General features: G+C 55.8%; 24 protein-coding genes. 8 read left to right on the forward strand and 16 right to left on the reverse strand.

Translation table 11 applies throughout. The features are described 5' to 3' along the window. Window positions 1-116 precede the first annotated feature (116 nt). The 7 genes from fliE to OLX77_RS12780 all read right to left on the reverse strand — a co-directional run bounded on the left by fliE (window position 117) and on the right by OLX77_RS12780 (window position 7,724). The gene (gene fliE / locus OLX77_RS12750) at window positions 117-416 is read right to left on the reverse strand and encodes a flagellar hook-basal body complex protein FliE (RefSeq protein WP_307633991.1); all 300 of its coding nucleotides are present in this window, start codon (window positions 414-416) and stop codon (window positions 117-119) included. Window positions 417-478: 62 nt separating this feature from the next. Continuing rightward, entirely contained in the window at window positions 479-916 is a 438-nt protein-coding gene (gene flgC / locus OLX77_RS12755; RefSeq protein WP_307633992.1) for a flagellar basal body rod protein FlgC, read from the reverse strand. A gap of 3 nt (window positions 917-919) precedes the next feature. Beyond that, on the reverse strand, window positions 920-1,306 hold the full coding sequence (flgB, locus tag OLX77_RS12760) for a flagellar basal body rod protein FlgB (protein WP_307633993.1): 387 nt from the start codon (window positions 1,304-1,306) through the stop codon (window positions 920-922). Between the two features lie 260 nt (window positions 1,307-1,566). Further along, entirely contained in the window at window positions 1,567-3,006 is a 1,440-nt protein-coding gene (locus OLX77_RS12765) for a sigma-54-dependent transcriptional regulator (protein ID WP_307633994.1), read from the reverse strand. Continuing rightward, window positions 2,999-4,183: a two-component system sensor histidine kinase NtrB gene (locus tag OLX77_RS12770; protein ID WP_307633995.1), complete on the reverse strand. Its 1,185-nt coding sequence runs from the start codon at window positions 4,181-4,183 to the stop codon at window positions 2,999-3,001. The genes OLX77_RS12765 and OLX77_RS12770 overlap by 8 nt, the downstream gene beginning before the upstream one ends. Next, complete coding sequence (locus tag OLX77_RS12775) at window positions 4,173-6,260, reverse strand: tetratricopeptide repeat protein (RefSeq protein WP_307633996.1); 2,088 nt, start codon at window positions 6,258-6,260, stop codon at window positions 4,173-4,175. The genes OLX77_RS12770 and OLX77_RS12775 overlap by 11 nt, the downstream gene beginning before the upstream one ends. An 81-nt stretch (window positions 6,261-6,341) precedes the next feature. Next, a complete protein-coding gene (locus tag OLX77_RS12780; protein WP_307633997.1) occupies window positions 6,342-7,724 on the reverse strand; it encodes a sigma-54 interaction domain-containing protein in 1,383 nt (460 codons plus the stop codon). A 196-nt stretch (window positions 7,725-7,920) separates the two neighbouring features. Here OLX77_RS12780 and OLX77_RS12785 point away from each other — a divergent pair, with 196 nt between their 5' ends. From OLX77_RS12785 to OLX77_RS12800, 4 genes are all read left to right on the forward strand, one after another. Then, window positions 7,921-8,667 carry a cell division ATP-binding protein FtsE gene (locus OLX77_RS12785; protein ID WP_307633998.1) on the forward strand — a complete coding sequence of 249 codons (747 nt, stop codon included), beginning with the start codon at window positions 7,921-7,923 and terminating at the stop codon, window positions 8,665-8,667. A 44-nt stretch (window positions 8,668-8,711) separates the two neighbouring features. Beyond that, window positions 8,712-9,599: a cell division protein FtsX gene (locus tag OLX77_RS12790; protein ID WP_307633999.1), complete on the forward strand. Its 888-nt coding sequence runs from the start codon at window positions 8,712-8,714 to the stop codon at window positions 9,597-9,599. 3 nt (window positions 9,600-9,602) lie between these two features. Further along, a complete protein-coding gene (locus OLX77_RS12795) occupies window positions 9,603-10,886 on the forward strand; it encodes a murein hydrolase activator EnvC family protein (protein WP_307634000.1) in 1,284 nt (427 codons plus the stop codon). A 127-nt stretch (window positions 10,887-11,013) separates the two neighbouring features. Further along, complete coding sequence (locus OLX77_RS12800; RefSeq protein ID WP_307634001.1) at window positions 11,014-12,393, forward strand: S41 family peptidase; 1,380 nt, start codon at window positions 11,014-11,016, stop codon at window positions 12,391-12,393. Between the two features lie 77 nt (window positions 12,394-12,470). Here OLX77_RS12800 and OLX77_RS12805 read toward each other — a convergent pair whose 3' ends face one another. The 9 genes from OLX77_RS12805 to OLX77_RS12845 all read right to left on the reverse strand — a co-directional run bounded on the left by OLX77_RS12805 (window position 12,471) and on the right by OLX77_RS12845 (window position 19,361). After that, a complete protein-coding gene (locus OLX77_RS12805) occupies window positions 12,471-13,064 on the reverse strand; it encodes a FumA C-terminus/TtdB family hydratase beta subunit (protein WP_307634002.1) in 594 nt (197 codons plus the stop codon). 36 nt (window positions 13,065-13,100) lie between these two features. Next, window positions 13,101-13,937 carry a fumarate hydratase gene (locus tag OLX77_RS12810; protein ID WP_307634003.1) on the reverse strand — a complete coding sequence of 279 codons (837 nt, stop codon included), beginning with the start codon at window positions 13,935-13,937 and terminating at the stop codon, window positions 13,101-13,103. 14 nt (window positions 13,938-13,951) lie between these two features. Continuing rightward, entirely contained in the window at window positions 13,952-14,542 is a 591-nt protein-coding gene (locus OLX77_RS12815) for a PilZ domain-containing protein (protein WP_307634004.1), read from the reverse strand. Between the two features lie 82 nt (window positions 14,543-14,624). After that, window positions 14,625-15,473, reverse strand: a complete 849-nt coding sequence (gene panB / locus OLX77_RS12820) for a 3-methyl-2-oxobutanoate hydroxymethyltransferase (RefSeq protein WP_307634005.1) — start codon at window positions 15,471-15,473, stop codon at window positions 14,625-14,627. Window positions 15,474-15,505: 32 nt separating this feature from the next. Next, on the reverse strand, window positions 15,506-16,555 hold the full coding sequence (gene ruvB, locus OLX77_RS12825) for a Holliday junction branch migration DNA helicase RuvB (RefSeq protein ID WP_307634006.1): 1,050 nt from the start codon (window positions 16,553-16,555) through the stop codon (window positions 15,506-15,508). Further along, on the reverse strand, window positions 16,552-17,169 hold the full coding sequence (gene ruvA / locus OLX77_RS12830) for a Holliday junction branch migration protein RuvA (RefSeq protein ID WP_307634007.1): 618 nt from the start codon (window positions 17,167-17,169) through the stop codon (window positions 16,552-16,554). Before ruvA ends, ruvB begins: the two co-directional genes overlap by 4 nt. 191 nt (window positions 17,170-17,360) lie before the next feature. Next, window positions 17,361-17,876, reverse strand: a complete 516-nt coding sequence (ruvC, locus tag OLX77_RS12835; protein ID WP_307634008.1) for a crossover junction endodeoxyribonuclease RuvC — start codon at window positions 17,874-17,876, stop codon at window positions 17,361-17,363. A gap of 3 nt (window positions 17,877-17,879) precedes the next feature. Further along, the gene (locus OLX77_RS12840; RefSeq protein WP_307634009.1) at window positions 17,880-18,629 is read right to left on the reverse strand and encodes a YebC/PmpR family DNA-binding transcriptional regulator; all 750 of its coding nucleotides are present in this window, start codon (window positions 18,627-18,629) and stop codon (window positions 17,880-17,882) included. Window positions 18,630-18,749: 120 nt separating this feature from the next. Continuing rightward, entirely contained in the window at window positions 18,750-19,361 is a 612-nt protein-coding gene (locus OLX77_RS12845) for an RlmE family RNA methyltransferase (RefSeq protein ID WP_307634010.1), read from the reverse strand. A 405-nt stretch (window positions 19,362-19,766) separates the two neighbouring features. On the opposite strand from OLX77_RS12845, the gene OLX77_RS12850 reads away from it, so the two are divergent. The 4 genes from OLX77_RS12850 (at window position 19,767) to OLX77_RS12865 (ending at window position 25,864) form a co-directional block, all read left to right on the forward strand. After that, window positions 19,767-21,227: a sensor domain-containing diguanylate cyclase gene (locus OLX77_RS12850; RefSeq protein WP_307634011.1), complete on the forward strand. Its 1,461-nt coding sequence runs from the start codon at window positions 19,767-19,769 to the stop codon at window positions 21,225-21,227. A gap of 98 nt (window positions 21,228-21,325) precedes the next feature. Then, window positions 21,326-22,006, forward strand: a complete 681-nt coding sequence (locus OLX77_RS12855; RefSeq protein WP_307634012.1) for an isochorismatase family protein — start codon at window positions 21,326-21,328, stop codon at window positions 22,004-22,006. Between the two features lie 88 nt (window positions 22,007-22,094). Further along, window positions 22,095-23,231, forward strand: coding sequence for a metallophosphoesterase (locus tag OLX77_RS12860; protein WP_307634013.1), 1,137 nt, complete (start codon window positions 22,095-22,097; stop codon window positions 23,229-23,231). Window positions 23,232-23,410: 179 nt separating this feature from the next. Further along, window positions 23,411-25,864 (forward strand): AAA family ATPase, encoded by a 2,454-nt coding sequence (locus OLX77_RS12865; protein WP_307634014.1) that lies wholly within the window; start codon window positions 23,411-23,413, stop codon window positions 25,862-25,864. Window positions 25,865-26,094 lie beyond the last annotated feature (230 nt).

Consider the following 26,094-nt stretch of genomic DNA (forward strand, 5'->3'; position numbering starts at 1 on the left):
GTTTAGGCGCCGTTCCTGAATAACCATCACCGCTTTCGCTGCTTCGTTACGGCTCCTTACACCGTAAGCACTGCCGCCGTTAGCACTGCTGCCGCTCACGGCTTTCCATGCACCTGCTAAAGCTGCATTCTCATGATCTCGCGGTATGCATCAATAACCTTTTGCTGCACCTTGGTCATCATCCGAAAGGAAATGCCGGACTTTTCCATGGCGATCATGGTCTCATGAATATTGGCGTGTTCCCCGGCGGCAAGCCCTTTCACAAGCAGATCCGCCTCCTGGCTCTGGCCGTTGACCTCGGCAATAGAGCGGCTGAGGATCTCGGAAAACCCCGAACCGGAAACGCCTGGGGTTCCGGGCGACTTCAGCTGTGATGCCCCGGGCAGGGCTACCGGCTGCATGGTGATCTCTTTCATCTATACTCCCTCCAGTTGCTCATGGTTTACTGGACAAATAACTTACATCCCGCTGGCAGATGCTACCTGGCGATCTCCAGGGCCTTAAGCGCCATGCTTTTGGCAGCATCCAGAGCCGTTACATTCGCCTCATAGGAACGCTTTGCACTCATCATATCCACCATCTGCTCGGCCACGTTGACGTTGGGGAAACGGACGATCCCGTTACCATCGGCATCCGGATGGGAAGGATCATAAACCTCCTTAAAAGGCGCCTTGTCTTCCGAGATCCGCACCACCTCCACCTTGCGGAGGCGTTCGTTACTGGAATTGAGCGCGTCCTGAAAATTCACGCCCTCCAAAGGCTTGGCCGCGAAAACCACGGACTTGGCCTTATACGGTCCGCCTTCCATGGTCCGGGTGGTATTGGCGTTGGCCAGATTCATGGCCGCGATATTGAGCCGAGCCCTCTCCGCCTTGAGAGCGGAGCCGCTGATCTGCATAGCTGTTAAGGTATCCATCCGTTATTTCCCTCCCTCGTCGATGGCGTACCGCAAGCCATCGAATTTTTTCCCGATACTCTTGGCAAGCACCTGAAACATCAATTGGTTCTCAGCCATCTTCACCATCTCCTGATCCAGATCCACCGGCCTTTTCTCATTGGCGAACTCCCTGGTTTTGCTGGCCTCCATGGCATCAAGCTGCATGTGCCCTTTATCGGTCCTCGCCAACTCACCCTGACCAGTCATCACACTCTGCATGACCTTGGCAAAATTAAAATCCTGACCCGTATAGCCCGGAGTTTCGAGGTTTGCGACATTGGACTGGATCAGCCCCTGCCGCTCCTGACGCAGGGTCAAGGCCTGACGCATGGTTTCGATATTGCCGCCGAACAATTTATTTATGGGCATAGCTTCCTCCTTTTTTCAATCAAACAACCTGTCTGATTTTAATGCAAAATTGATGCCAGAAACACAGACTCGTTGCCTGTTTTGGAGAAACAATGGCCACAATGTCCATTCCTAGAGCGAAGAAGAGAAAAAAAGAAGGATATGCCCGGGGAAAAACTTACGGAACCGGAGGAAGAAACAAACGACAACATCTTGAAATGAAAGAAAAAAAGAGACACGAAGAGTAAAACAGATGATACTCCTCGGACAAAATAAAAAATTTACTCGATTATGCCTTGGGAACGATATTCATGCAGTTTATTGCGCAGGGTGCGAACACTGATCCCGAGAATCTCGGCCGCATGTGTCCGATTATTGTCGTTTGCCTGTAAAGCCTGCAAGATCATTTGACGCTCAACCTCCCGCAAGGTTTGGGTCCCGATCTCCATGGCCGCCGAGGCATTGGCCGCTGCAACCGCAGAAGAGCCGGCAGGGGGAGTCGCCGCAGCGGCGGCGGATTCAAGCCTGGTGGGCGGCTCGACGTCGTCCCAGAAATCCCAAAGTTCAAGCTCACCCCCCTGGGAAAGGAGCATGGCCCGCTCAATGAGGTTTTCCATCTCCCGCACATTCCCCGGCCAGTCATAATCCGCAAATCTGGCCCACACGGCGGAGGACGGCTTTTTCATCGGCTTACCGTATTGCGCGGCATACTTCTTAATAAAAAAGTCCACCAGCAACCCGACATCCTCCCTCCGCTCACGCAGAGGGGGCAGCTTGAGGGGGATAACGTTTAAGCGGTAGTAGAGATCCTGGCGGAAAGTGCCTTCCTTAACCGCTTGCGCAAGATCACGATTGGTGGTGGCCAGCACATGCACATCTATTTTACAGGGGGCTCTCCCTCCCAAACGATCCACCTCTTCCTCCTGGAGAACCCGCAGGAGCTTGGCCTGCAGATGCACGGGGATCTCTCCGATCTCGTCCAACAGCAAGGTGCCGGTGTCAGCCAGCTCGAATTTCCCTTTCTTGGTGACAATGGCCCCGGTGAATGCCCCTTTCTCATGGCCGAAGAGCTCGCTTTCCAGAAGCCCTTCCGGCAGAGCGGCGCAGTTTAAGGCGACGAAGGGCCCGTTTCGCCGGTCGCTTTCATTATGGATAAAGCGGGCAAAAACTTCCTTGCCCGTCCCGGATTCGCCGAGGATGAGCACGGTGGCCTTGCTGGAGGCCACGCTTTTGGCCCGGGCCATGAGCTGCAGCAGTTTGGGGTTTTGGCCGATGATGGGTTTATCAAGGGCGACCGGCTCCCCGACCCTCTGCCCCAACGACTTGGCGCTTGGTTGCACCAGCCTGCGCTCAAGGGCAAAGACCCTGGCCACCGTTTCCTCAATGACCTCCACGGGGAACGGCTTCAAAAGATAATCAAAGGCCCCCTGCTTCATCGCCTCCACCGCGGTATCCACCGTGGCAAACCCGGTCATGATCACCACCGGCAGCTCAGGGCAGAGCGCCTTGACCTGGCGCAAAAGCTCGAGGCCGTCCATGCCCGGCATCTTTATATCCGTAACCACCAGATCAGGCCGCTGCCTGGCAATCATCTCCAGGGCCATCTGACCATTTTCCGCAACCGCGACCTCGTGCCCATTGCGGCTCAACGCCTCAAAAAGGGCAACGCGCATATTCTGCTCATCGTCCACGATCAATATCTTCTGCGTCTGTTCAGGCATCGATTCTGGCATCTTTTTTTCGACTGGTTTTTCTTGCCGGCCCGGACTTCGCAGGCAACAGCACCCTAAAGGTTGCGCCCTGGCCCGGTTCGCTTTCTACCTCGATCAATCCATGATGCGCCTCGGCAATGGCATGGCTGATAGCCAAACCCAAACCGCGATTCCTGCCCTTGGTCGAGAAAAAGGGATCAAAAATCTTCTGCAGGTTTTCCGGAGCAATTCCCTCCCCGCGATCCCGCACCCTGATTTCCACCAGAGGACCGTGCTCCCTGTCCGGCGGCAGCGTCCGCAAGCCCAAGGAAAACGTGCCGCCCACCGGCATACTCTCAATGGCATTCAGCCCGAGATTCAGCAGGAGCTGCGCCAGCAGGGTTTCGTCTCCGAGGATATATGCCTGCTCCCCGTCAATCCGGGTGTCCATGAGTATACCATGCTCTCCGGCCATTTCACGGAGAGTTTCCATACTTTTCTTGAGGAGCGCGACCATATCCAGCTCCTGCATCCGCGGCAACGGGAACCTGAAAAAGGTCATAAAATTATCCAGCAGATGATGCATACTCCGCACCGCCCCCAGCATCCGGCCGACAACCCGCTCATTGTCAGGGTCTCCCGCCAGCTCCCGCCTGAGAATCGAGGCATACAGCTCAAGACTGCCCAAGGGATTTTTTAATTCCTGCCCCATGGCCTCGGCCATCTCCTGCATGGCGGCAAAGCGCTTGTTCCGATCAAGATGCATCTCCATCATGGCCGGAAAGGTCACATCCTCTAAAGAAAGGAAAAAACCGGAGACATGCAGAAATGGACTTTGCAGATCATTGCGGCTGATGAGAATGCAGCGCTTTTCCACCCCCCCGACCGAAGCCGGCATCTCACAGAGCAACCGCCCCCCGGAAAGACTTAAGGCGGCCAGTTCCTGCGTCAGGCCGAATTTTTGGGAGAGCAACCCCCAGCAGGTTTTATTCTGCAGGGATGAGCCGGTAAGACCGAGAAGCTGGGAGCCCTTCTGGTTTACCGCCAGCAGATTCCCTTGCCGGTCAGCAAGCAAAATCCCGCCCGGCAGACTTTCAATCATGGCAAAAAAGAATTCCCGCAGATGCTCGGGGGTATCAAAGGTCGCCTGGGCCATCAGACGCTCCGACCCGGGCAACATCTTCCGCTCATCGTCTTCACCGGCCACCCATCCTCGGTTTTCTGTCCAGATCGATCTCGATCTGGTTCAGGATGTTTTTCGCTTTTTTCTTGAGCAGTTCGTCCGGCCCGGCCTGCGCCTTCTGGAGATGTCCACGCCCCTTTTCCATTTCCCTGGCCTTGCGGTACAGATCCCCCAACTGCAGATGGATCTGTTGAGCAGCCTTGCTCTCCTTCGGCATCCCCCCGTTGACTCCGGCCAGGTAGGCATCCATGGCCGCCTTGACCTCCTGCTGCCCGAGCAGGCCATCACCGAAGACCCGGTACCACCCCTGCAACGCTTCCGGCTCCAGCCATTGCTTCTGCCGGGAACGGGAAAGAACCTCAACCCCCTCACCATAAAGACCGAGACTGGCCAGCATCCGCAGACGCGCCTCCACATAGACCTTTATTTTCGGCGGCACAGGCGAAGCGGCGGTTGCCTTGGCATAGTAGGCAAGAGCCTCTTTCTTTTTCCCCTGAAGCTCATTGAGCTTGCCGGTCAAGTAATCGAATTCCCCGAGATACTCCGTATCCTTATAAATGGTCTGGACGTAACGCAGGACCCTCTCGGCGGCGGCCAGATTTTTCAGGCGCAGATAGACCTCGGTCCTCCGGCTGTAGAGATCGGCCTTGTCATCATCGGACAGAGGCAGCCCCTGAGCCCGGAAATAAACGACGGAGGCCTGGTCAAGAAGGGACAACGACTCAAGCGCCTGTCCGACCAGATAGAGAAAACGTCCGTTGTCCAAACCGCCGACATGTCGATGTTGCGCGAGATACAATTGATAGAGTTTGTCGTATTCTTTCCGCGCCAGATATCCTTCGCCAAGATAGTTGAGAATCTTGCCGGAAAAATTTTCCTTTTTCCCGTCGGCTAGCCCCACCTTTTCATGCTGCAGATAGCTCCAACCAAGATCTGCCGCAGAATTGGTGTCATTCCGGGCCTGATAGCGAAGAAAGAGCGCGCGCCGGGCATCCTGAGTAATCGCTTCGTCCGGGTACGCCTCGATCACGGCCAAAAACGGCTTGTCCCCCTCCGGATCTTTCAGATCCGAAGCCTGTTGTCCCTTAACCGTTCTCCGCTCGGGACTATCCATGGACTCAGCCCGCCTAAACCGGGCAAGAAGAGCGATCCGCCCCTCAACCGTGCTATCTTCAAGAATCCGTTCATAAAGCTTGAGAGCCGTCAGCCCATCCCCTCCGCGCAGATAACTCTCTCCCAACTCAAAAAGGATCTCCCCCCTGTCGGGCGGGTTCTCGGCAAGATTCAGATAATGAAACAGGGATCTCCGGGCGTCCTCCTCCTTACCCAAGCGCAGATAGACAAAACCAAGCTTGCGCAACAGATCAGGATTCCGGTGGTGATAGTCGGGATATTTCTCAAATAGCCTGGCAAAGGTTTGCAATGCCCCGACAGGGTCCTTGCTGGCGGCCATGATCTCCCCCAAGCCCATGAGGGCCTTGGCCTTGATATCTTCGCTTCCCGACTCAGAGACCTTCTTATAGATATCCAAGGCTTCGGCCACCCTGCCAACGGCAAACAAGGTATCAGCCTGCGCAAGTAACACTTGATCCCGCAGAGGAGAATCGGGATAGCGCTGGAGGAAGAGTTTGAAATAGATGAGCGCCTCACGGTAAAAACGCATGCGGTAATGGGCGTAGCCGACCTCGAAATACGCCTCCGGAGCTCTTTTTGCCTTTGAAAAATCAGCGCCATACCTCCGAAAGATATCGCGAACCCTGTCCCACTGAGGAACTGCGCTGTTGGCCGTCAGCTGCTTGAGGTTTTGCGCTGCCAACCAGAGCGCCTCCTCGGCCTGCTCTGTTCCACGGAATTTTTCGTAGTAGCGCAGATAAGCGGAGGAAGCCTTTGCCAGATCCCCAGCCTGTACCGCATCCACCGCTTCCTGCCAGACCTGGGTCGGGGTCTCGACGGGCACCGCCGCTTGGGCGGGGGGAGGCGGCACACCCGCTTCCTGGGCCCAGACCGGTACGGGCCGAACCCCTCCCCACAAAAGGGTCAGCCCGAAGAGCAAGCAGAGCGGCAGGGCATGAAGCGAAAGGGATAAACGGATATTTTTCATGATTTCTTTCACGGGAGTCGGGGACAAGCGTTGTTGCCTCTTCCCAGTAAAGGTCCCAAAGAGAAGAAGCACACCCTTTTTCTACGCCTCGGCAGAAGACGAAACCAACTTGAATCGTTTCATCTTCTCAATAAGAGTAGTCCGGTTCACATGCAAAAGCTTGGCAGCCCTGTTCTTGACCCAGCCCGTCTGTTCAAGAGCTTGCAGAATCAAGCGCTTCTCAAATTCAGCCAAGACCGCATTGAGGAAAAACCCCTCTTCGGGAAGCTCCTCGAACTGCTCAAGCGGAGCGACTCCGCCTTCAAGCAAGCGCTCCGGCAGATCAGCCGCACACAGGGTATCACTGCCCGCGAGTATCACCATGCGCTCCAGCATGTTTTCAAGCTCCCGAACATTGCCGGGCCAACCATAGCGGCCGAAGCGAGCCATAACCTCATCGCCCACCCCCTTGATTTTTTTCTTCCGGAGGCGATTGAATCTCGCGACGAAATGCTCGACCAACAGAGGGATATCTTGAAGCCGCTCACGCAGAGGAGGTGCCTCGATGGGAATAACATTGAGGCGATAGTACAGATCTTCCCGAAAACGTCCGGCCTCGACCTCCTGTTCCAGGTCGCGGTTGGTCGCGGCAACCACCCGAAAATCCGAGCTGATGGTTTTGGTGCCGCCGATCCGCTCAAACTCTTTTTCCTGGAGTACCCGCAACAGTTTCACCTGAAGCATGGGGCTCATTTCGGAAATCTCGTCAAGAAAAACCGTGCCCCCGTTGGCCAATTCAAAACGACCAAGCCGGGTGCGGATGGCATGGGTAAAAGCCCCTTTTTCATGGCCAAACAGCTCGCTTTCCAACAGCTCCCCAGGGATAGCCCCGCAATTGACGGGGACAAAAGGACCGGTGCCGCGCACCCCTTCATAATGAAGGGCTTGGGCGATAAGCTCTTTGCCGGTGCCGGACTCACCCCGAACCAAAACGGTGGTTTCGGCATCGCATACTTTTTTGATCAGGGAGAAAACATGCCGCATGGCGCTGCTGTTGCCAATGATGGCGGCACATCCCTTCGTAGTCTTTGTCTGGGGCTCATCAGTCGAAGAGATATGGCGACGCACTCCCGCCTTGTCCAGAGCTGCATCGAGGCGGCTATTACTCACCGGCGCTTCAAGATAATCGATAGCCCCTGCCTGCAAGGCGACAACCGCGTCAGTAACCGAGGGCTCGCTTGCCGCCACAAGAACCGCCGCCGAAGAGGCGGCATCCTGAAGTTCGTCAAGAAAAGAAGCATGGGGTTGCAGCGAAGAGACCGCCAGGAGAATCGCCTGACACTGGTTTGCTTCAAGCCAGCGCCGAGCTTCCGCCTCGGAACGGACAAGAACCAGGGGGAGCTCTTTTTTCTGAAGAGCTTTGACCAGCTCGGCAGAACGGCCGGAAGAATCAAGAAGCAGGAGGAGCAGGGGATTGTGCGTCATACCACCTTCATGAATTTATCATTTTCTTTTAATAAATTTCAGAGCTTATGTTCTTTTGTATACATTATTCAGAAAAAAAGTGTCAATTTTTTTTCACATGCTATATTTTATCAATAATTATTAAATTGTTATGTATTATTATGGCCTAGGCACCATTCGGAGGGTCTCCCTTCGTCCGAGAAAAAAAGGTTTTCCCATGCCGAAAGACGCAAGCACAGACAAGCCCCTGGTTGAGCTGGTGAATGTCAGCAAAATCTATCCGCCTGACGTTGTTGCCCTGGAAGACGCTTCCCTGCGGATTTACAAGGGAGAAATTCTTTTTCTCACCGGCAAGAGCGGGGCGGGGAAAACAACCCTGATCAAACTGATCTGCCGCCTTGAAACTCCCTCCAGCGGCCTCATTGAGGTGGCAGGCCGCGACCTTTCCCGCATCAGTTCCGCCGGCATCCAGCGGATGCGTCAAAAAATCGGCATCGCCTACCAGGATTTCAGGCTCCTTGAGAAACAAACCGTTCTCCAGAACATTGCCATGGCCATGGAAGTCACCTACGCAAGCACCAAGGCCATTCGCGCACGGGTCGACGAACTGCTGGCCCTGCTCAACCTTTCCGACAAACGGAACAAGCTTGCGGGCGAGCTTTCCCGAGGAGAACAGCAGCGGGTTGCCCTGGCGCGGGCCGCAGCCAATGGACCGAGCCTGCTGCTGGCCGATGAGCCCACCGGCAACCTGGACCCGGCAGCGACAGAGCTGGTGATCAATCTCTTCCAGCACCTCAACGAAAAAAACGGCTCGACCATCGTTGTCGCCACCCACGATGAGTCGATCTACGCCGATACGGAGCACCGGGTCATGTCTCTGGCCGACGGGCATCTGTCCGCCCATCCCAACCGGCCGCCGCGCCAGATCGAACTTTTTGATATCGAAGCCGACGATAACTTCTGAGCGTAACAAGCAAAACCGCAGTCCTTATCAAGGAGTACCAGACGATGCATTTTTTGGCCTACATCTTACGCCAAACAGGAAAAAATCTTAAGCTCACCTGGGGAACACAGGTCATGACCCTGCTGACCGTGACCCTTTCGGTACTCATCTTTGCCTTTTTCTTTCTGGTCTACACCAACATGCTCAGGGCCAGCGCACGGCTGGGCGACGACGTCCGCCTCATTGTCTACCTGGACCAGGAGATCAACAAAGAGCTGCGGCCGGAAATCGAAAAAAAGATCCGCACCTTCGGTCCGGTGGAAAAAATTGTTTTTGTCTCCCGCGCCGAGGCCTTTTCTCGCCTCAGCACCCAACTGGACAAGGAAAAAGATGTGCTCAACGACCTGGGGCCCGACTTTCTTCCGCCCTCCATCGAAGTGTATCCTCTCAAAAACCTCAACGACCTCACCAATATCAGCCAGTTTTCCGACTTCCTCCTGACCCTGCCCCATGCAGCGAAGGTACAATCCGGCAGCGACTGGCTCCGGCGCTTTGGCTATTTCACCAATCTTCTCCGGGTCATCGTCCTCTTAAGCGGAGGGTTGCTTATCCTCACCATGACCTTCATCATTTCCTACACCCTCCGCCTCACCGTGCTCTCCCGACAGGGCGAGCTTGAGATCCTCAGGCTTCTCGGCGCCACCAGCGCCTATATTCGCCTGCCCCTCCTGCTGGAAGGGATGCTGCAGGGTTTTTTGGGTTCAAGCCTCGGGCTTGGAGCGCTGTACCTTCTCTATCAATGGATTGCCATCCGTTTCAGCGGCCCGGGTTTTCTAAAACTCTTTGATTTTGCCTTCTTCCCCCCGGAGCTTACGGGCGCCATCCTGCTTGCCGGCATTGTTCTCTGCACGGCCGGCAGCCTTTTTTCAATCCGAAGATTTATCCGCATCTGACACATGACTTCTATTTTTCGCCGCCCATACCTGCCCCTCTTCCTGTTGCTTCTGACCCTGGCCATTTGCCTGGGTCACGGGCTCGCTCATGCCGCGGAACCGAACACGGTGGACGCCAAGATTGCCGAGGAGCAAAAAAGGGTGCAGCGCCTGAAAAAAGGCATCGAAGATCAGAAATCACGGGTGCAGACCACCAAAAAACAGGAAAGCTCCCTGCTCACCGAACTGGATCGCCTGAATGGACACATCCAGAACGAAGGCGATAAGCTCAATCACCTGAAGAAGGATCTGGACAAACACGAAGAGCTCATCATTGCCAAACAGGCAGAGGCCGCCCAGGCGAAAACGGCCAAGGAGCAGGCAAAAATCCATATCAAAAAACGGCTCAATTCCTTTTATCGGATGGGAGACATTGGCATGTTGAATGTCCTCTTTTCCGCCAAAGAGCTGCCTGACCTCCTTGCCTTTCGCGAGTATTTCGACGCGCTGCTCAAACGAGACCAGGAGGTAATGCGCGAATACCGGGTAAAGGTCGAGACGCTGGAGAAAACGCGCACCAGTCTCCACCAGGAAAAAGAGGCCCTGCTTGAAACCATCACCAAGGTCAAGGGCCAAGAACAACAGCTGGCCTCCACCCGCGATGAACGCATACGGCTGCTGCAAAAAGTAAAAACCGAGAAAAAGCTCTACCAGCTGGCGCTCAATGAACTTGAAGGGGCGGCAGACAGGCTGACCAACACCATTGAGCAGCTCAAAACAGAAGCGGCCAAGGCTCGGCAGAAGGCAGTGCAGAGCAAGAACCCAACCCTGACAAGCATCCACAAATCACGGCCGGGCAATAGCAGCTTCGCTGCCCTAAAAGGCCGCCTCGCCCCGCCTGTCCCAGGAACGGTGACAACCCTGTTCGGCAAGAGCGTGCAGCAGAAATTCGGCATAACCACCTTTGCCAACGGCATTGACATCAAAACTGCTCCGGGCACTGAAATCACGGCCATCTCCGACGGCAAGGTAATCTACGCCAAATTTTTGCGCGGCTATGGCAACCTGCTGATCATCGATCATGGCGAGCAATATCTCAGCCTTGTTTCCCGGGCGGCGAGATTTTTCAAGGAAGAAGGCGACACCGTCGCCAGGGGCGAAGTGGTTGGCGTCATGAGCGACCAGGAAGGGTTGCTGGGAGAGGGTCTTCACTTCGAGATCCGTCATGGGACCAAGCCGGAAAACCCCCTGCAGTGGGTCAACAATGCCAAGCTCACCATCAAGGCAACCCCAAAACCGAGACGCTGATATTCACCGTATCAACGGAGATAAATCATTGTTACTCTGCAGAAAAAGTGCTAAAATATAAGATCGTGATTCTATTACAGTTAACAAACAAATCCAGCTTTGGAATTTTTTCGGTTAAGGACCATTCATGAAAAGCTCGACAAAACGGTCGGTTATAAAAAATATCGTGGTTTCCCTCTGTCTCGCCTCCGGCTCGTTGCTGGCTTGGAATTACTCCACAGTCACCGCCACAACCCAGGATACCTACGAAAGCCTTGAATCCTTTTCCAAGGTGCTCAACCTGGTGCAGGAAAATTATGTTGAGGAGGTGGACAGCCAGAAGGCCATTGAAGGGGCAATCAAGGGCATGCTCAATTCCCTGGATCCCCACTCTTCCTATATGAAGCCGGACGACTTCAAGGAATTGCAGGTAGAAACCCAGGGGAGCTTCACCGGCATCGGCATCGAAATAACGATGAAGGACAATATCCTCACCGTTGTTTCTCCCATTGAAGGCACCCCGGCCTTTGCCAAGGGGCTCAAGGCCGGCGACAAAATCGTCAAGATCGGCGACGAGCAGACCCAGGACCTGAGCCTCATGGAAGCGGTAAAAAGGCTCCGCGGTCCCAAAGGATCGGAGGTGACCATCTCCATCCATCGCAAGGGCTGGCCCGACCTCAAAGAGATCACCCTGATCCGCGATATCATCCCCATCCACAGTGTCAAATCAAAGCTGCTGGAGCCGGGATATCCGTACATCCGCATCATCAACTTCCAGGCACAGACCACCCCTGATTTCAAAAAAGCGCTCGCCGATCTGGAAAAGACAGGCAAGATCAAGGGGCTCATCGTGGATCTTCGCAATAACCCGGGCGGGCTTCTCGACCAGTCCGTGAAGATTGCCGACATCTTCATCGATGATGGCGTGATTGTCTCCACGAAGGGACGGATTAAGGAACAGAACTCTGTTTTCTACGCCCGGGATAACAGCACCAAGTACAAATTTCCGCTGGTGGTCCTGGTGAATGAAGGCAGTGCCAGCGCTTCCGAAATCGTGGCCGGCGCCCTGCAGGATCACAAGAAGGCGGTGATCATCGGCGCCCAGACCTTTGGCAAGGGCTCGGTGCAGACCATCATTCCCATGGACAACGGGGCAGGCCTCAGATTGACCACCGCCAGATATTACACCCCCAGTGGCCGTTCGATCCAGGCAACGGGCATTACCCCGGACATCGTTATCGCTTCAGCCGTATCCGCCGCACCTGAAGCGGACGAGAAATCGGATGAACAGGACAAAAAACCGAAATACTTGCGGGAAAAAGACCTGAAACATCATATTGGCAATGGCCTCAAGAAAGATGTGCCGCAAAATGAAGAAGAGCAGCCCAAAAGCGAGAAAAAGCCGAAACCTCAAGTAAAGACCCCGGAGAGCAAAGAAAAGGCGGAAATTGAAGACATGAGCAAGGATCAGCAGTTGAACACCGCGCTCAACTTGCTCAAGGGGTTAAACGTTTTCGGCAAGAAGTAACCAGCAGCAAGACAGACAACCAAGGATCTAGCCCAGCCATGCGGGCTGATCATTGAGCCAATAAAAAAGGAGAGGCTTCAGCCCTCTCCTTTTTTATTTCCTGCGGCAACCAGCGCGTAATAGTCACGCCCCTCCAGATCATTGATCACCACGGCCGGAAATTTTTCCACCTCGAATCGGAACAGGGCCTCCGGCCCGGCATCAGCAAAAGCGACCAGTTCGGCTTTCTTAATACACTTGGACAAAAACGCTCCAGCCCCGCCAATGGCGGCGAGATAGACAGCGCCATGGGCAAGCATGGCTTGACGTACCTCGGCGGAACGGGCTCCCTTGCCCATGGTTGCGGCAAGCCCGAGGGCCAGCAGACGCGGAGTGTAGCTGTCCATCCGATAGCTGGTGGTGGGGCCGGCCGCGCCGATTACCCGACCCGGCCGGGCAGGACTCGGCCCGACATAGTAAAGCAGCTGGCCAGCAAGATCCACCGGCAGCTCCTTCCCCTCATCCAGCAAGGCGCACAGCCTCCGGTGGGTCTGATCCCGGCCGGTGTACAGGGTTCCGCTCAGGCTGACCAGCTGACCGGCCTTGAGCGAGGCCAGCGCCTCCGGAGTAAAAGGCAAGGATACCTCGAGCTGGTTGTCAAAAAAAGCAGGTTCGCTTGCCAATAACGACATAATCCGTACGGTCCTCAATCATTCGACGTTCAGCGGCTAAATTACGAGTTCCTTATGCCGATGGGCATGGCACTGGATATTGATTGCCACCGGCAGGCTGGCGATATGACAGGGAAAGGTTTCCATATGCACGGCCAGGGCCGTGTTTATCCCGCCAAAGCCATGCACCCCCTGCCCCTGACCATTGATCTCCCGCAGGATCCTCTCTTCAAGCACGGCCACATCCGCCCGTTCGCTTTGCTCGCCGACCGGACGCAGTAGGGCCTTCTTGGCCAACAGGGCCGCCTTTTCAAAAGAACCACCCAACCCGACCCCGACAATCATCGGCGGACAGGGATTGGAGCCTGCGGCCAAAACCCGCTCGATCACATGGCGAACCACCCCTTCCGTCCCGGCAGCAGGAGGCAGCATGACCAGACTGCTCATGTTCTCACTGCCGCACCCCTTGGGCAAAAAACGGATGGTGAGGCGGTCGCCCGGAACAAGGTCGAGATGGACGACAGCCGGGGTATTGGTCCCGGTATTTAGGCGGGTCAAGGGATCGCAGACCGATTTGCGCAGATAGCCTTCCTCATAGCCGAGCCGCACCCCCTCTTGCAATGCGGCATGCAGATCGCCTCGGATATGGACTTCCTGGCCGATCTCAAGAAAAAGGATGCCGGTCCCGGTATCCTGACACACCGGAATCCTATCCCGGCTGGCGATATTGGCATTGGCAAGGAGAACGTTCAGAATATTCCCGGCCAGTTCCCCGGTTTCCCGGTCCCGCGCAGCGAGCAGGGCCTCCAGGATATCCGGCTCCAAATCATGGGCTGCACCAATGGCCAGATCGCGGACGCCCTGGCAAATTTCGTTGCTGTCAATCTCTCGCATAATTCCTACAGGACTCAGGGGTTAATCCGGCGATTACGCAGCGCCAGGCTCTGTTGCCTGAAGGTATGTTGGATGATTTTTTCCCGGTCTTCCTCGAGAAGGAAGACAAATTCCAGGGCGACCCGGAACTTGCAGTCCGACTCGTCCTCCGCGGTAACCGGATCGCAGGCAATGACCTTACCAAAGGAATAGACATAGGTATAGGCAGGGAGCAGGACCACGTGGATCTCGACAATCTCATCCAGCCTGGCCGGAGAATCGGTGTAAAAGGCAATGCCGTTGGCGCTGATATTGGCCTTGCGCATGATCAGGGCATCCAGGGGACTTTCTCCCCCCTTGGCCTGCTTGAGCATAATGTTCATCTTGTTATCGAGATGCTGCAAAAAATCAGCCAGATCAGCATCCCGCTCCCGGAGCTTGGCCAGAGCGCTCTGGGCGCCGATGAACATCTGGATATCGGCCAGCCCTTCCTGATTGTACGGAGAGATCCCCTGCTGAAAATCCTTGGCAACACCCTGCATCTTTTCCGCGGAAACCGGATGAATTGCCAGCATCACCCTGTCCGTCACCCGAACCGACTGTCTGCGATTTAAAGAATCCGTCATATCTGCACCCCGCCCCGTGTCAAATGATATCCCTTAAAACAACTTGAAAACCCGCTGTCTGTTGCCCCCGACAAAACCGAAATCACCCCTTGTCCTGCTTGAGCAGATCAGCCACCTCGCCCTGCATGACAAAGCTGTGCTCGGCGTCCGGATAGACGCCGCTCTTGACCTCATCGCGAAAGGCATTGATCCCTCCGGCAATCTGGGGGGCCAGATCCGCGTACCGCTTCACAAAACTGGGCACGAATTTTTCAAACATCCCCAAGAGATCATGACTCACCAACACCTGACCGTCACACTGCACTCCGGCCCCGATGCCGATGGTGGGGATAGCGATGCTTGCGGTGATGGCGCCGGCCAGCTTATCGGGAATGCATTCCAGGACAAGGGCGAATACCCCGGCCTCGGCCAGCCCCTTGGCCTCAGCCAACAGCCGCCTGGCCGATTCTCCATCCTTGCCCTGCACCTTATACCCGCCGAGTGCTCCGGCGGTCTGCGGGGTCAGACCGATATGGCCCATCACCGGAATCCCGGCCCGAACCATGGCCGCCACGGTCTCGCAGATCTCGAGGCCGCCCTCGACCTTCACCGCGTCACACCCAGCCTCCTTCAGAAAACGGCCCGCGTTGGCAATGGCCTCACGCTTATCAACCTGATAGGAAAGAAAGGGCATATCCCCGACCAAAAGCGCCCGCTCCACCCCATGTTTGACCGCCCGGCAATGGTGCAGCATCTCCTCCATGGTCACCGGCACCGTGGATTCGTAGCCAAGAAGCACCATGCCCAGGGAATCGCCGACCAGGACGATCTCGACCCCGCTCCGATCCAGGAGACGGCCAAAGCTGGCATCGTAGGCGGTCAGCATGACAATTTTATCGCCGGTCCCTTTCTGGTCGATAATGTCGCGGACTGTCCGTTTTTTTCCGATCATAATATTCCTGTCCTTATTTCCCAACTCGCCCCCTAAAAAGGGAGAGGGGCAGCCTCGCCGTTGCACGGATCCACATCCTGTCTGCCGGTAAAAGGTCGGTCAAAATGCGCATACGCCGCCGGGGTGGCCATTCTGCCCCGGGGAGTCCGCATCAAGAGCCCCATCTGGATAAGAAAAGGCTCATAGACATCCTCCAGGGTGGTCTTTTCTTCGCAAGCCATGGTCGCCAGGGTTTCCAGGCCGATGGGGCCGCCCTGGAACTTGTCGATAATGGTCAGGAGAATCCGCCGGTCCATCTCGTCGAGCCCCTCCTGGTCCACGCCCAGCATATTCAAGGCCTCATTGGCCACCTGGGCGGTGATGCTCCCCTGGGCCTTCACCTCGGCGAAATCCCGCAACCGCTTGAGGAGCCGGTTGGCTATCCTTGGGGTCCCCCGGGAACGGCGGCCGATTTCCAGGGCCCCGCCCTCGTCCATGGGCACGCCCAGAAGGGTGGCCGACCGTTTGACAATGGTCACCAGTTCCGCCGGCGTATAAAAATCAAGACGCAGCACCATGCCGAAACGGTCCCGCAAGGGCGGGGTCAACAGCCCGGTCCGGGTCGTCGCCCCCACCAGGGTGAAGCGCGGCAGATCCATCTTGACGCTGCGCGCCCCGGGCCCTTGGCCGATGACCAGGTCCAGCTGGTAATCCTCCATGGCCGGATAAAGAATCTCCTCGACCACATGGTTGAGGCGGTGGATCTCATCGATGAAGAGCACATCGCCTTCCTGGAGACTGGTGAGGATGGCGGCCAGATCCCCGGCCCGCTCGATCACCGGCCCGGAGGTTACCCGGATGTTGGCGCCCATCTCGTTGGCAATGACGTAGGCAAGGGTGGTTTTTCCCAAGCCGGGAAAGCCGTGCAGCAGGACATGGTCCAGGGCCTCGCCCCTGGCTTGCGCCGCCTTGAGGGCAATAGCGAGATTGCCCTTCAGCTGCTCCTGGCCGATGTACTGGTCAAGCGACTTGGGCCGCAGCGCGTGATCCACCGGCTCGATCTGCTCGGCCACCGGAGACACCAATCGTTCTTCGTGATTCACACCAGGGCCCTCAAGCTCTGACGGAGCAGTTCTTCAATCGGCATGGCAGCAAATCCTTCTGCTCCTGCCTGCTGCCGAACCGCAGCGAGAGCCTCCCTGGCCCGGGCCGCAGGATAACCGAGATTGAGCAGAGCGGAAATCGCATCGTGTACCCGCTGGTCTTCTCCTGGCAGCGTAAGAGCGGGAGAAGAAGCGGACAACGCCTCGGGCACGAACTGCACCTTGTCTTTCAGCTCCAAACAGAGCCGCTCCGCCGTTTTCTTGCCCACGCCCGGCAACCGGGTAAGACGGGCCAGATCGTCGTGCAGGATTGCCCGAGCCATCTCCGCCGGTGAAATCCCGGCAAGAATATGCATGGCCAGCTTCGGCCCAATGCCGGAAACGGTGTTCAGCAACTGGAACATCTCCTTTTCCGTGGGCTCGAGAAAGCCATAGAGATTGAAGGCGTCCTCGCGGACCACGGTTTGGATATGGAGAAAAACCTCCTCCCCCACCCCAGGCAACCGCACCTGCCCGCTCTGGGGGAAAAAAACCTCGTACCCCACCCCGCCCACATCGATAATGAGGGATTCGGGTAATTTCTGAAAAAGCATTCCTCGCAGGCAGGCAATCATGATGCGCTCGTAAAAAAGAAAGAAGTCACAGGTCCGTTACACAGGATAAAACAGTTCCCAAAAAATAACCGTTGTAATCGCAGTTTTTTTTGCGATTTCAACAATCATTATGGTGTCTATTATGGAAGAATTTTAGCAAGAAGAGAAGCAAAAAGCCCTTTGGCGCGTAACGACCCGGATGAAGGATTGCCTTAGCGCAGCAAATTACGACTATGACTGGCACGGCAAATGGCCACGGCCAGGGCGTCAGCGGCATCATGGCTGGGCGAGGCGACAAGCTTGAGGAGCACGCGGACCATCTGCTGCACCTGCTCCTTCGGCGCCTGACCATACCCGGCCACCGCCTGCTTCACCACCGTGGGGCTGTATTCCTCCAGCAGCAAGCCATGCTGCCTGGCGGCCAGGATGAGCACCCCCCGGGCATGGCCAAGCTTTAAAGCCGAGCGGGGATTGATGGCGGTAAAGATATCCTCCACCCCGACCAGCTGAGGCTTATAGGCACCGATGACCTCGCCGATGCCGTTGTAGATCTCTTCAAGCCGCTCGGGAAAAGGCTTTTTTTCCGAGGTCCGGATCACCCCGCAGGTGACAAAGGTCAGTCCGTTCCCCTGCTGGTCGATCACCCCGTAGCCGGTGGCGCGGGAGCCGGGATCAATCCCGAGGATCCGGACGGTTTCCGCCCCGGCCTTGACTTTGCCCTGGCTCATATTTTAAGAAATTTTTTCCATCAACTCATCGGGGATATCAAAGTTGGCATGCACCTTCTGCACGTCATCAAAATCCTCCAGGTTGTCGAGGAGCTTCATCAACGAGACGGCGGTCTTTTCCTCGGCAACCTCCACGGTGTTCTTGGGAATCATGGTGAGGGAGGCCTCGACAAAAGCAACTCCGGCTTTCTCCAGCGCCTCCCGCACCGCGTTAAAATCCTCAATCGCGGTCACCACCTGGAAGATCTCGCCGTCATCGACCATATCCTCGGCTCCGGCCTCAAGAGCCAGCTCCAGAAGCTTTTCCTCGTCAATCGCTCCCTTTTCCACCAAAATGGAGCCTTTTTTGTCAAACATGTAGGACACACACCCCGTCTCACCCAAGTTCCCACCGGACTTACCGAAGAAGAAGCGCACCTCGCCCACGGTCCGGTTCCGGTTGTCGGTGAGACAATCAACCAGCACCGCCACCCCGCCCGGCCCGTAGCCTTCGTAAGTGATCTCCTCGTAGTTCGCCCCTTCCAACCCGCCGACCCCCTTCTTGATGGCCCGATCGATATTGTCCTTGGGCATGTTCACGGCTCTGGCCGAGACAATGCCGGCGCGCAGCCGGGGATTGGCCTCTGGGTCACCGCCGCCCATGCGGGCAGCCACGGCAATTTCCTTGGCAAGCTTGGTGAACATCTTACCGCGCTTGGCATCCTGGGCGCCTTTACGATGCTTGGTGTTGGCCCATTTTGAATGTCCGGACATAATTTTTCTCCTGAAAATTAAAAATTAAAAATGAAAAATGAAAAGTGGGACGTCACCCTGGTCAGCAGAGAACACCATGGATGTCCCTTCCAGACTCCATAAACTGCTCACTCTGCATTTTCATTCTTCATTCTGCATTTTCTTAAATCCCATCCCCAGCACAAAAACCTCACGGCTTTCCGGGCGGGAGCTTTTCGGCTTCACTATCTTGGTCAGGTTGAAATAGGGGCGCACCTCATCGACAAATTCCTTGAAATCCTCGCCCTCAAACACCTTGCAATAAAAATTGCCGCCAGGCCGCAGCATCTCCTGGGCTATTTCCAGCACCTTCCGGGAAAGATCCAGCGAGTGCTGCTGATCCGACCATTTGTTGCCGGTGGTCCGCGGGGCCATGTCGCTGATGATCACGGCAAACTCCGGACAGATAACGCGCACCCGGTCCAGCACCTCGGGGGAAGTGATGTCGCCGTGGAGAAAGGTAAACTTCCCGCTGTTGCCCTTGGTGTTGATCTGCCCGAAGTTGAGGTCAACCCCAACCACCAACCCCTGCGGGCCGACGGTCTGGGCCGCATACATGGACCAACTGCCGGGCTGACAGCCCAAATCCAGCACCGAGTCGCCTTTTTTCAGCAACCCGTGTTTCTTCTGAGCCTCATCCAGCTTGTACACCGAACGGGCGGGATAGCCTTCTTTCTTGGCCTTTTTGAAGTAATGGTCCTGAACTTCTTTCACCGGCCTGCCACCTTGGTTGGGGTCTGCACCGTTTCCGTGGTGCTCCACAAAAAAATATCACTGAAAAAACAGTAATAATTAGCCCATTTATCGCTTCTTGACAAGCATAAAGCCCAGACTCTTGCGGGGAGTGTTTCAGTGATCGGCAAAAAACAATTGGCGAAGAAGGCAGACGTCTTTCTTTTCTTTTTCCATGCACCCTCCAGGACATTCCCCCCAAGTCCAGTCCCGATTCCAAAAAAAGAGCAAGCGTCTTTAATTTAAAAACAAGAGACATTTCTTTATTTTTGTTTCACGGATGAATATACTTGAATAAACCGAAGGCGATCTTCGCTCCCGTGCAGCTCCAAGGCAAAAGACTGAAGCAAACAACTGTTACCATGAATTCTCCCGCAGATTAAAGACATGAAACAAATCTCGCCTTCCAGGCTATTTCTTCTCCTGACCCTTGTTATTGGCCTAACAGAATTGGCCATCATGACTTTTCTGGACAAATTTTCCTTTTCCCCTTTCAGTTCCGGTCTGCTGGACACCTTTTTTCTGCTCCTCATTCTTGCCCCCTTCCTCTACCTGTTTGTCTACAAACCATTCCAGCAAAACATCCGCCAATTGACGCAAACGAATGAAAAGATGGAATCCAGCCACAACCGCCTGCTTTCCGTTTTAGACGGCATTGATGCCATTGTCTACGTGGCCGACATGCAGACCTATGAGGTTCTCTTTATCAACGATTACATGAAGAAAATCTTTGGCGATATTACCGGACAGATCTGCTGGCAATCGATCCAGACCGGACAAGACGGGCCGTGTCCCTTTTGCTCCAACGACAAGTTGGTCGACACGAACGGAATCCCTCTCGAGGGATACAGCTGGGAATTTCAAAATACGGTGAATGGCCACTGGTACCACATCTACGACCGCGCGATCCGCTGGATTGACGGCAGAATCGTTCGGTTGGAGATTGCCACGGATATTAGCCATCGCAAGGAATCGGAAGAAAAAATCCAGGAGCAGAACCGGTTCCTGCAAAGCGTGATCGAATCACTCCCCTATCCGTTTTATGTGATCGATGTCGATTCCTATGAGGTTGAGCTGTCAAATACCATCGCCGCGCATGCGGGCATCACAACAGGGAAAAAATGTTTCACTGCCACCCACAACAGTGATACCCCCTGCAATTCCGAAGAGCACGAGTGCCCGCTCAATCTTGTCAGAACAAAAAGAGAACCGGTGATTGTCGAGCATATTCATACCGATGCAAAGGGCAAGGCAGAGCATGTTGAAGTGCATGGCTACCCTATCGCGGATCAAAACGGCGCCATCACCAAGATGATCGAATACCAGATAGACATCACCGAGCGGAAAAAAGCAGAAGAGATGCTCCAGCAGATATCGGTCACCGATGAGATGACCGGCCTGTATAACCGGCGCGGCTTCCTGATGCTGGCCGAAAAACAGATCCAGATCGCCGATCGAACTCCGGGGGAAATATATGTCCTCTATGCCGATTGCGACCACCTGAAAGCAATAAACGACACCCTCGGGCACAGGGCAGGAGATACATTTATCAAGGAGACCGCCGATCTGCTGAAAGAAACCTTTCGCAAATCCGATATCATAGGACGCCTGGGCGGTGATGAATTTGTCGTGCTTCTCTTGGACGAAGCGGGAAAAGAAAGTAATGCCACCCTGAAGGCCCGCATGGCCGCGGCTATCACTGCCAGAAAGCAGCAGCCCGACCGGAACTACCCCTTCGCCCTCAGCTACGGCATAACCCGCTACAACAAGGAAAACCCCTGCTCCATGGAAAAACTTCTTACCCGGGCGGATCGTCTCATGTACGAAAACAAAAGGGGGGTGGCTTAAGCTTTCTTCTCCCACAGAGGCAAGAAGGGCGGTTGCCCTTAAGGGAAGGGTCATTCGTCTTCTACTGATATAGATCGTTGTCCCCCTAGAAGAAAAAGATGCACGCCAGCATGCGAGTCAATATCCCCGTCCTGCAAAGATTTCCACTGACCGCACGAGTTCTTCTCGCGCTCATCCTCTCCTTCCTCTTTTGCCCCGCCCCCTCCATGGCAGGTGAAAAAAATCTCCTGGATGTCTGGACCGAGATCACCCCCCCGCCGCCGGTACCAATCCAGCCGGTACACCTCGCCCCGGAAAGCAGCGCCTTGCTGATTCTCGACATCGAAGAATGGACCTGCAACAGTGAGCGTCGGCCCCGCTGCCCGGATTCGGTGGCGCGGATCAAGGGTTTTCTTGATCAGGCAAGGAGCAAGGGCATGAAAGTGGTCTACAGCCTTACCACCAAGGGAACCCCGCAGACCATCCTGCCCGGGGTGCTGCCGCTGGGCGATACGCCCATCGTCCAATCCGGCGTGGACAAATTCCACAATACGGAACTGGAAAAGATTCTCCGCGACCAAGCGATCAAAACCGTGGTCATCGTCGGCACTGCCGCGGAAGGCGCTGTATTGCACACCGCCACCGGCGCTGCTCTGCGCGGCCTGCAGGTAGTGGTGCCCCTCGACGGCATGACCTCAGCCACCCTCTATGCCGAGCAATACACGGCCTGGCATCTGCTCAATGCCCCAGGCACCAAGGGCAAGGCCACGCTCACCCTGTTTCAGTTGATCGACTTTTGAAGCTATTCCCTCTTGCCCCTTTTTTCTCTCCGGTTACAATGCACCTATCCTGGCCCCACCTTGCGTACATCAACCCGGGAGCAAACCAATGATCCGCTTCCTGCTTGTGTATCTCTCGATCTATCCCCTCGTCCACTACTATGCCTTCCGCAAGATCAAAAAAGCCTTTCCCCTTGGCAGAATAGCCACTCTCTGCATCTCCCTGTTCATGGCGACCATGATCGCGGCTCCGATTATGGTCCGGCTGGCCGAAAGGGCTGGGATTGAGACAGGCGCCCGCTTTTGGGCCTATGCCAGCTTCAGCTGGATGGGATTGCTTTTCCTCTTCATCAGCCTTGCCGCCGCCCTTGATCTGATCACCCTTGCCATTCAGGCTGGGGAAAAGATGCTAAAAAGAAAACTTTGCCAGACACCGATTTCGCCGCGCCAGGTTCTTGCGCTCCAGGCCATATTGGTATTTGCCCTTTACAGCTATGGGCTCTTTGAAGCCGGGGATATCCGGCTTGAACACCTCGAGATCGTCAGCCCAAAAATTAGCGCCAGCACCGGCAGGATTCGAATTGCTCAGATCTCGGATGTGCATCTGGGGCTCATTATCCGGGAGGCTCGGCTCAAAAGGATTATCGCCCGCATGGAAGAGGCACGGCCCGATATCCTGGTCGCCACCGGCGATCTGGTCGACGGACAGCTCAACCACCTCACCACGGAAACGTCTCTGCTGGGGGCGGTCAAACCGCGCCTGGGCAAATTCGCCATTACCGGCAACCACGAATTCTACGCCGGGCTGCAGGATGCCCTGGCTTTTACGAAAGCAGCAGGCTTTACCATGCTGCGCCATCAGGGGATGGTCATCGGCACCATCAATTTTGTCGGAGTGGATGACCCTGCAGTCAAATCAATCGGCAAGGAGCATGCTGCGTCGGAGCACGAGCTTCTTGCTGCCATGCCCAAGGAAAACTTTACCGTCCTGCTGAAACATCGGCCGGATATCGCGCCGGAAAGCCTGGGGCTGTTTGATCTTCAGCTTTCCGGTCACACCCATAAGGGGCAGATATTCCCCTTCAACCTCCTCACCTGGTTTTTTTATCCGCAACGGGGCGGCCGGGTCACTCAGTTGAACAGCGGCCTTCTCTATCTGAGCCGAGGCACCGGTACCTGGGGCCCGCCCATTCGCTTCCTGGCGCCGCCGGAGGTGACCATCATCGATCTGGTGCCTGGCAAATAAAAAAACATCCCCCTATCCCCCTTCTTTTTCCGCCCGACAACAAAACCCTACAGAACCAGTTGACGCACCCCCTCATTTTTCCCTAGAGTAAAGAGAGCATTCGTTTTTTTCCCGCCGAACCTGCCCTGTAGGGAGGCGGCACGAAAAAACTGCCTGCAAACCCTTGAGGGAGAAAACTCTTGCTACCTTCCCAGCCGCCCAAAAACCAACTCAAGCAGTTTGAAACCCTCCGCAAGGAGCTGAAAAAGATCGTCCTCGACCAGGACGACGCCATCGACGAGGTGGTGGACGCCTTCATTCACCTGGCCTTCCGCCCACCCAAGGAGGCGCCGCCCAAGGCGATCTTCACCTTTCTCGGCCCGCCGGGTGTGGGCAAGATCTATCTGGCCCGGGTTCTCTGCCGCATGCTCAAGGAGTATGACGGCTTCAAACGTTTTGATCTGGAACGGTACAGCGACCCGGAAAGCGCGGACCAGCTCCTCGCCCCCCAGGTGATCGGCGAGGAAATCCAGGAAGGCGAACTGATCCGCTTTCTCCGCGCCACCCCCCGGGCCATCATCCTCTTTGAGTCCATTGAAATGGCAAGCAACCAGTTGCAGATGGCGCTGCTCGAGCTGATTACCAAAGAGGAGCCGGACAACGGCATCAACTGCCGGGAGGTGATCGTGATCTTCACCTCCACCCTGGGCAGCACCCTTTACCAGGGCAAGGAATTCCTCTCCACCTTCCGGCGCAACAAAACCCGGGCCCAAAGCCTGATCATGGAGGCCATGGCCAAGGAAAAGAAGGTGGCGGGCGATGTGATCCAAGAGGCGATCGCGCCCAAGCTTCTCACCACCCTGGCCCAAAACTACATCATCCTTTTCAACCGGCTGGGCATGAACGCCATGGTCCGCATCGGCACGGATTCCCTGGCGCAGGTGGGCGAATATTTCCGGCAAAAAGGAATTACCCTTGAATTCCCCGAGCTCAAGGGGCTGGTCACCCTCCTGGTCCTCTCCCTGGGCCCGGCGATCACGGCAAAAAAGGTAAAACAGAAGCTGCCCGACGAGGTGCTCTTCAAGATCACTCGCACTCTGCGGCAATTGCCGAGCTCCCCGAGCAAAATCATCTTCAAACTCACCAAGAAGGCAGAAGCCTCGCTTCACAAGCTCACGGAGGCAGGCGACCAGCTCCTGCCCCTCATCTACAAAAATAATCAGACCGTGGAGCTGACCTGGAAGGAATACCTGCGGGGGGAAACCCTCATCTTCAGCCTGGCCAAGGCGGAACCCCGTTCGCTGCCCATGGGCAAGGGGCTGTTGCGCAGCGAGCGGCCGGCCATTGAGTTTTCCGAGATCGGTTTTGAGAACATCGCCGGCAATCGCCAGACCAAAACGACCCTGAAGCAGATCATCAACACCCTGAAAAAACCCGAACTGGTAAAGAAATTTTCCATCAGTATGCCCAAGGGCATGCTGCTCTATGGTCCTCCTGGCGTAGGAAAAACCTTGCTGGGCAAAGCCTTTGCCCGGGAGGCCGGCCGGCCCTACATCTATGTCTCCCGCACCGAGCTCTTTGATTCCGAATACATCCGCTTGGTCTATCTCAAGGCGCGGGAATATGCGCCCAGCATCGTTTTTCTCGACGGCATCGACGTCAAGGGCTTGATGGAGGGGATGCTGACCGGGGTGCCTGCCGACCAGATCGCCCTTGAAATTGACGCCCTTTCCGACGAGCCGGAGGAGTCGGTGTTCACCGTGGTCACGGCGGTGAGCCGGGAGGAGGTGCCGCCGCTGCTCATCGAACCGGACCGCATCGACACCTTTGTCGAGGCGCCGGAACTGGACCGGGAGGCTCGACGCTTCTTCGTCGAGCAGATTCTGAAAAAGCCCAATAACGGCAAGATCGACGTGGACAAGGTGGTGCGCTACATCTCGGGGATGAACGGCTACGAATTGCAGCGCATCGGCAAGGAGGCCTCCCTCCACGCCATCCGCCACGGCTTGAAATGCATCAGCGAGGAGATCCTCATCGAGCAGATCAACATCATCAAGTACGGCTCCAAGCTCGAAAAAACCCATATCCGCAACCTGGAGGAAGACCTGCGCATGACCGCTTTCCACGAAGCCGGACATGCGGTCCTCTCCTACCTGCTGCTCCCCAATACCAAAATCGAGCAGGTGACCATTGCCCCGCGCTTGCGGGTTCTGGGCTTCATCTCCTACAGCTTCGAGGATTTCCCCAGCAACCTCTCGAAAGAGGAGGTGTTCAACAACATCTGCGTGCTCATGGCGGGAAGAATGGCAAGCATGAAAAAATTCGGCGCCAAGGGCATGGACACCGGCGCAGCCAGCGATCTGGAAGAAGCGACACACCAGGCCTACACCGCCATCGCCAACCTGGGCATGGACGAGGAGCTGGGCTTTGTCCACACCGACACCTTAAGCCGCAACGTGAACAAACAGCTCTTCCGGGAGGTGGTGGAACGCCAGGTCCGCCTCTGGATCGACAAGGCCACGCGCAAGGCAGGGGAAATGATTGAGGCAAACTGGCAACAGATAGAGACCCTGGCCAATATCCTGATCCGCCAGGAGATTGTGGATGGCGGGGAGCTGGAAAAGATTATGCAGAAGAAAAGGGGCGCCAAGTAGGACAGACTTGTAAAAAATATGTTCGTGACACACGGGAAGTAAGCCTGAAGACTCCGTAAACAAATCTGATTACCAAGCAGCTTCGGGAGCCAGAGAAATACGCTGTCTCCTGTGTCCCTCGCCGCGTGATCAAGTCACACTGCTGTCCCGCCGCTGGCGGGATGCCCGGAGTTTATGCCCTGCGGGGACTCCTCGATACTGCCGGGAGGTTTGCAAACTCGCGGAGTTTA

Source organism: Thiovibrio frasassiensis, from assembly GCF_029607905.1.
Classification (GTDB): domain Bacteria; phylum Desulfobacterota; class Desulfobulbia; order Desulfobulbales; family Desulfurivibrionaceae; genus Thiovibrio; species Thiovibrio frasassiensis.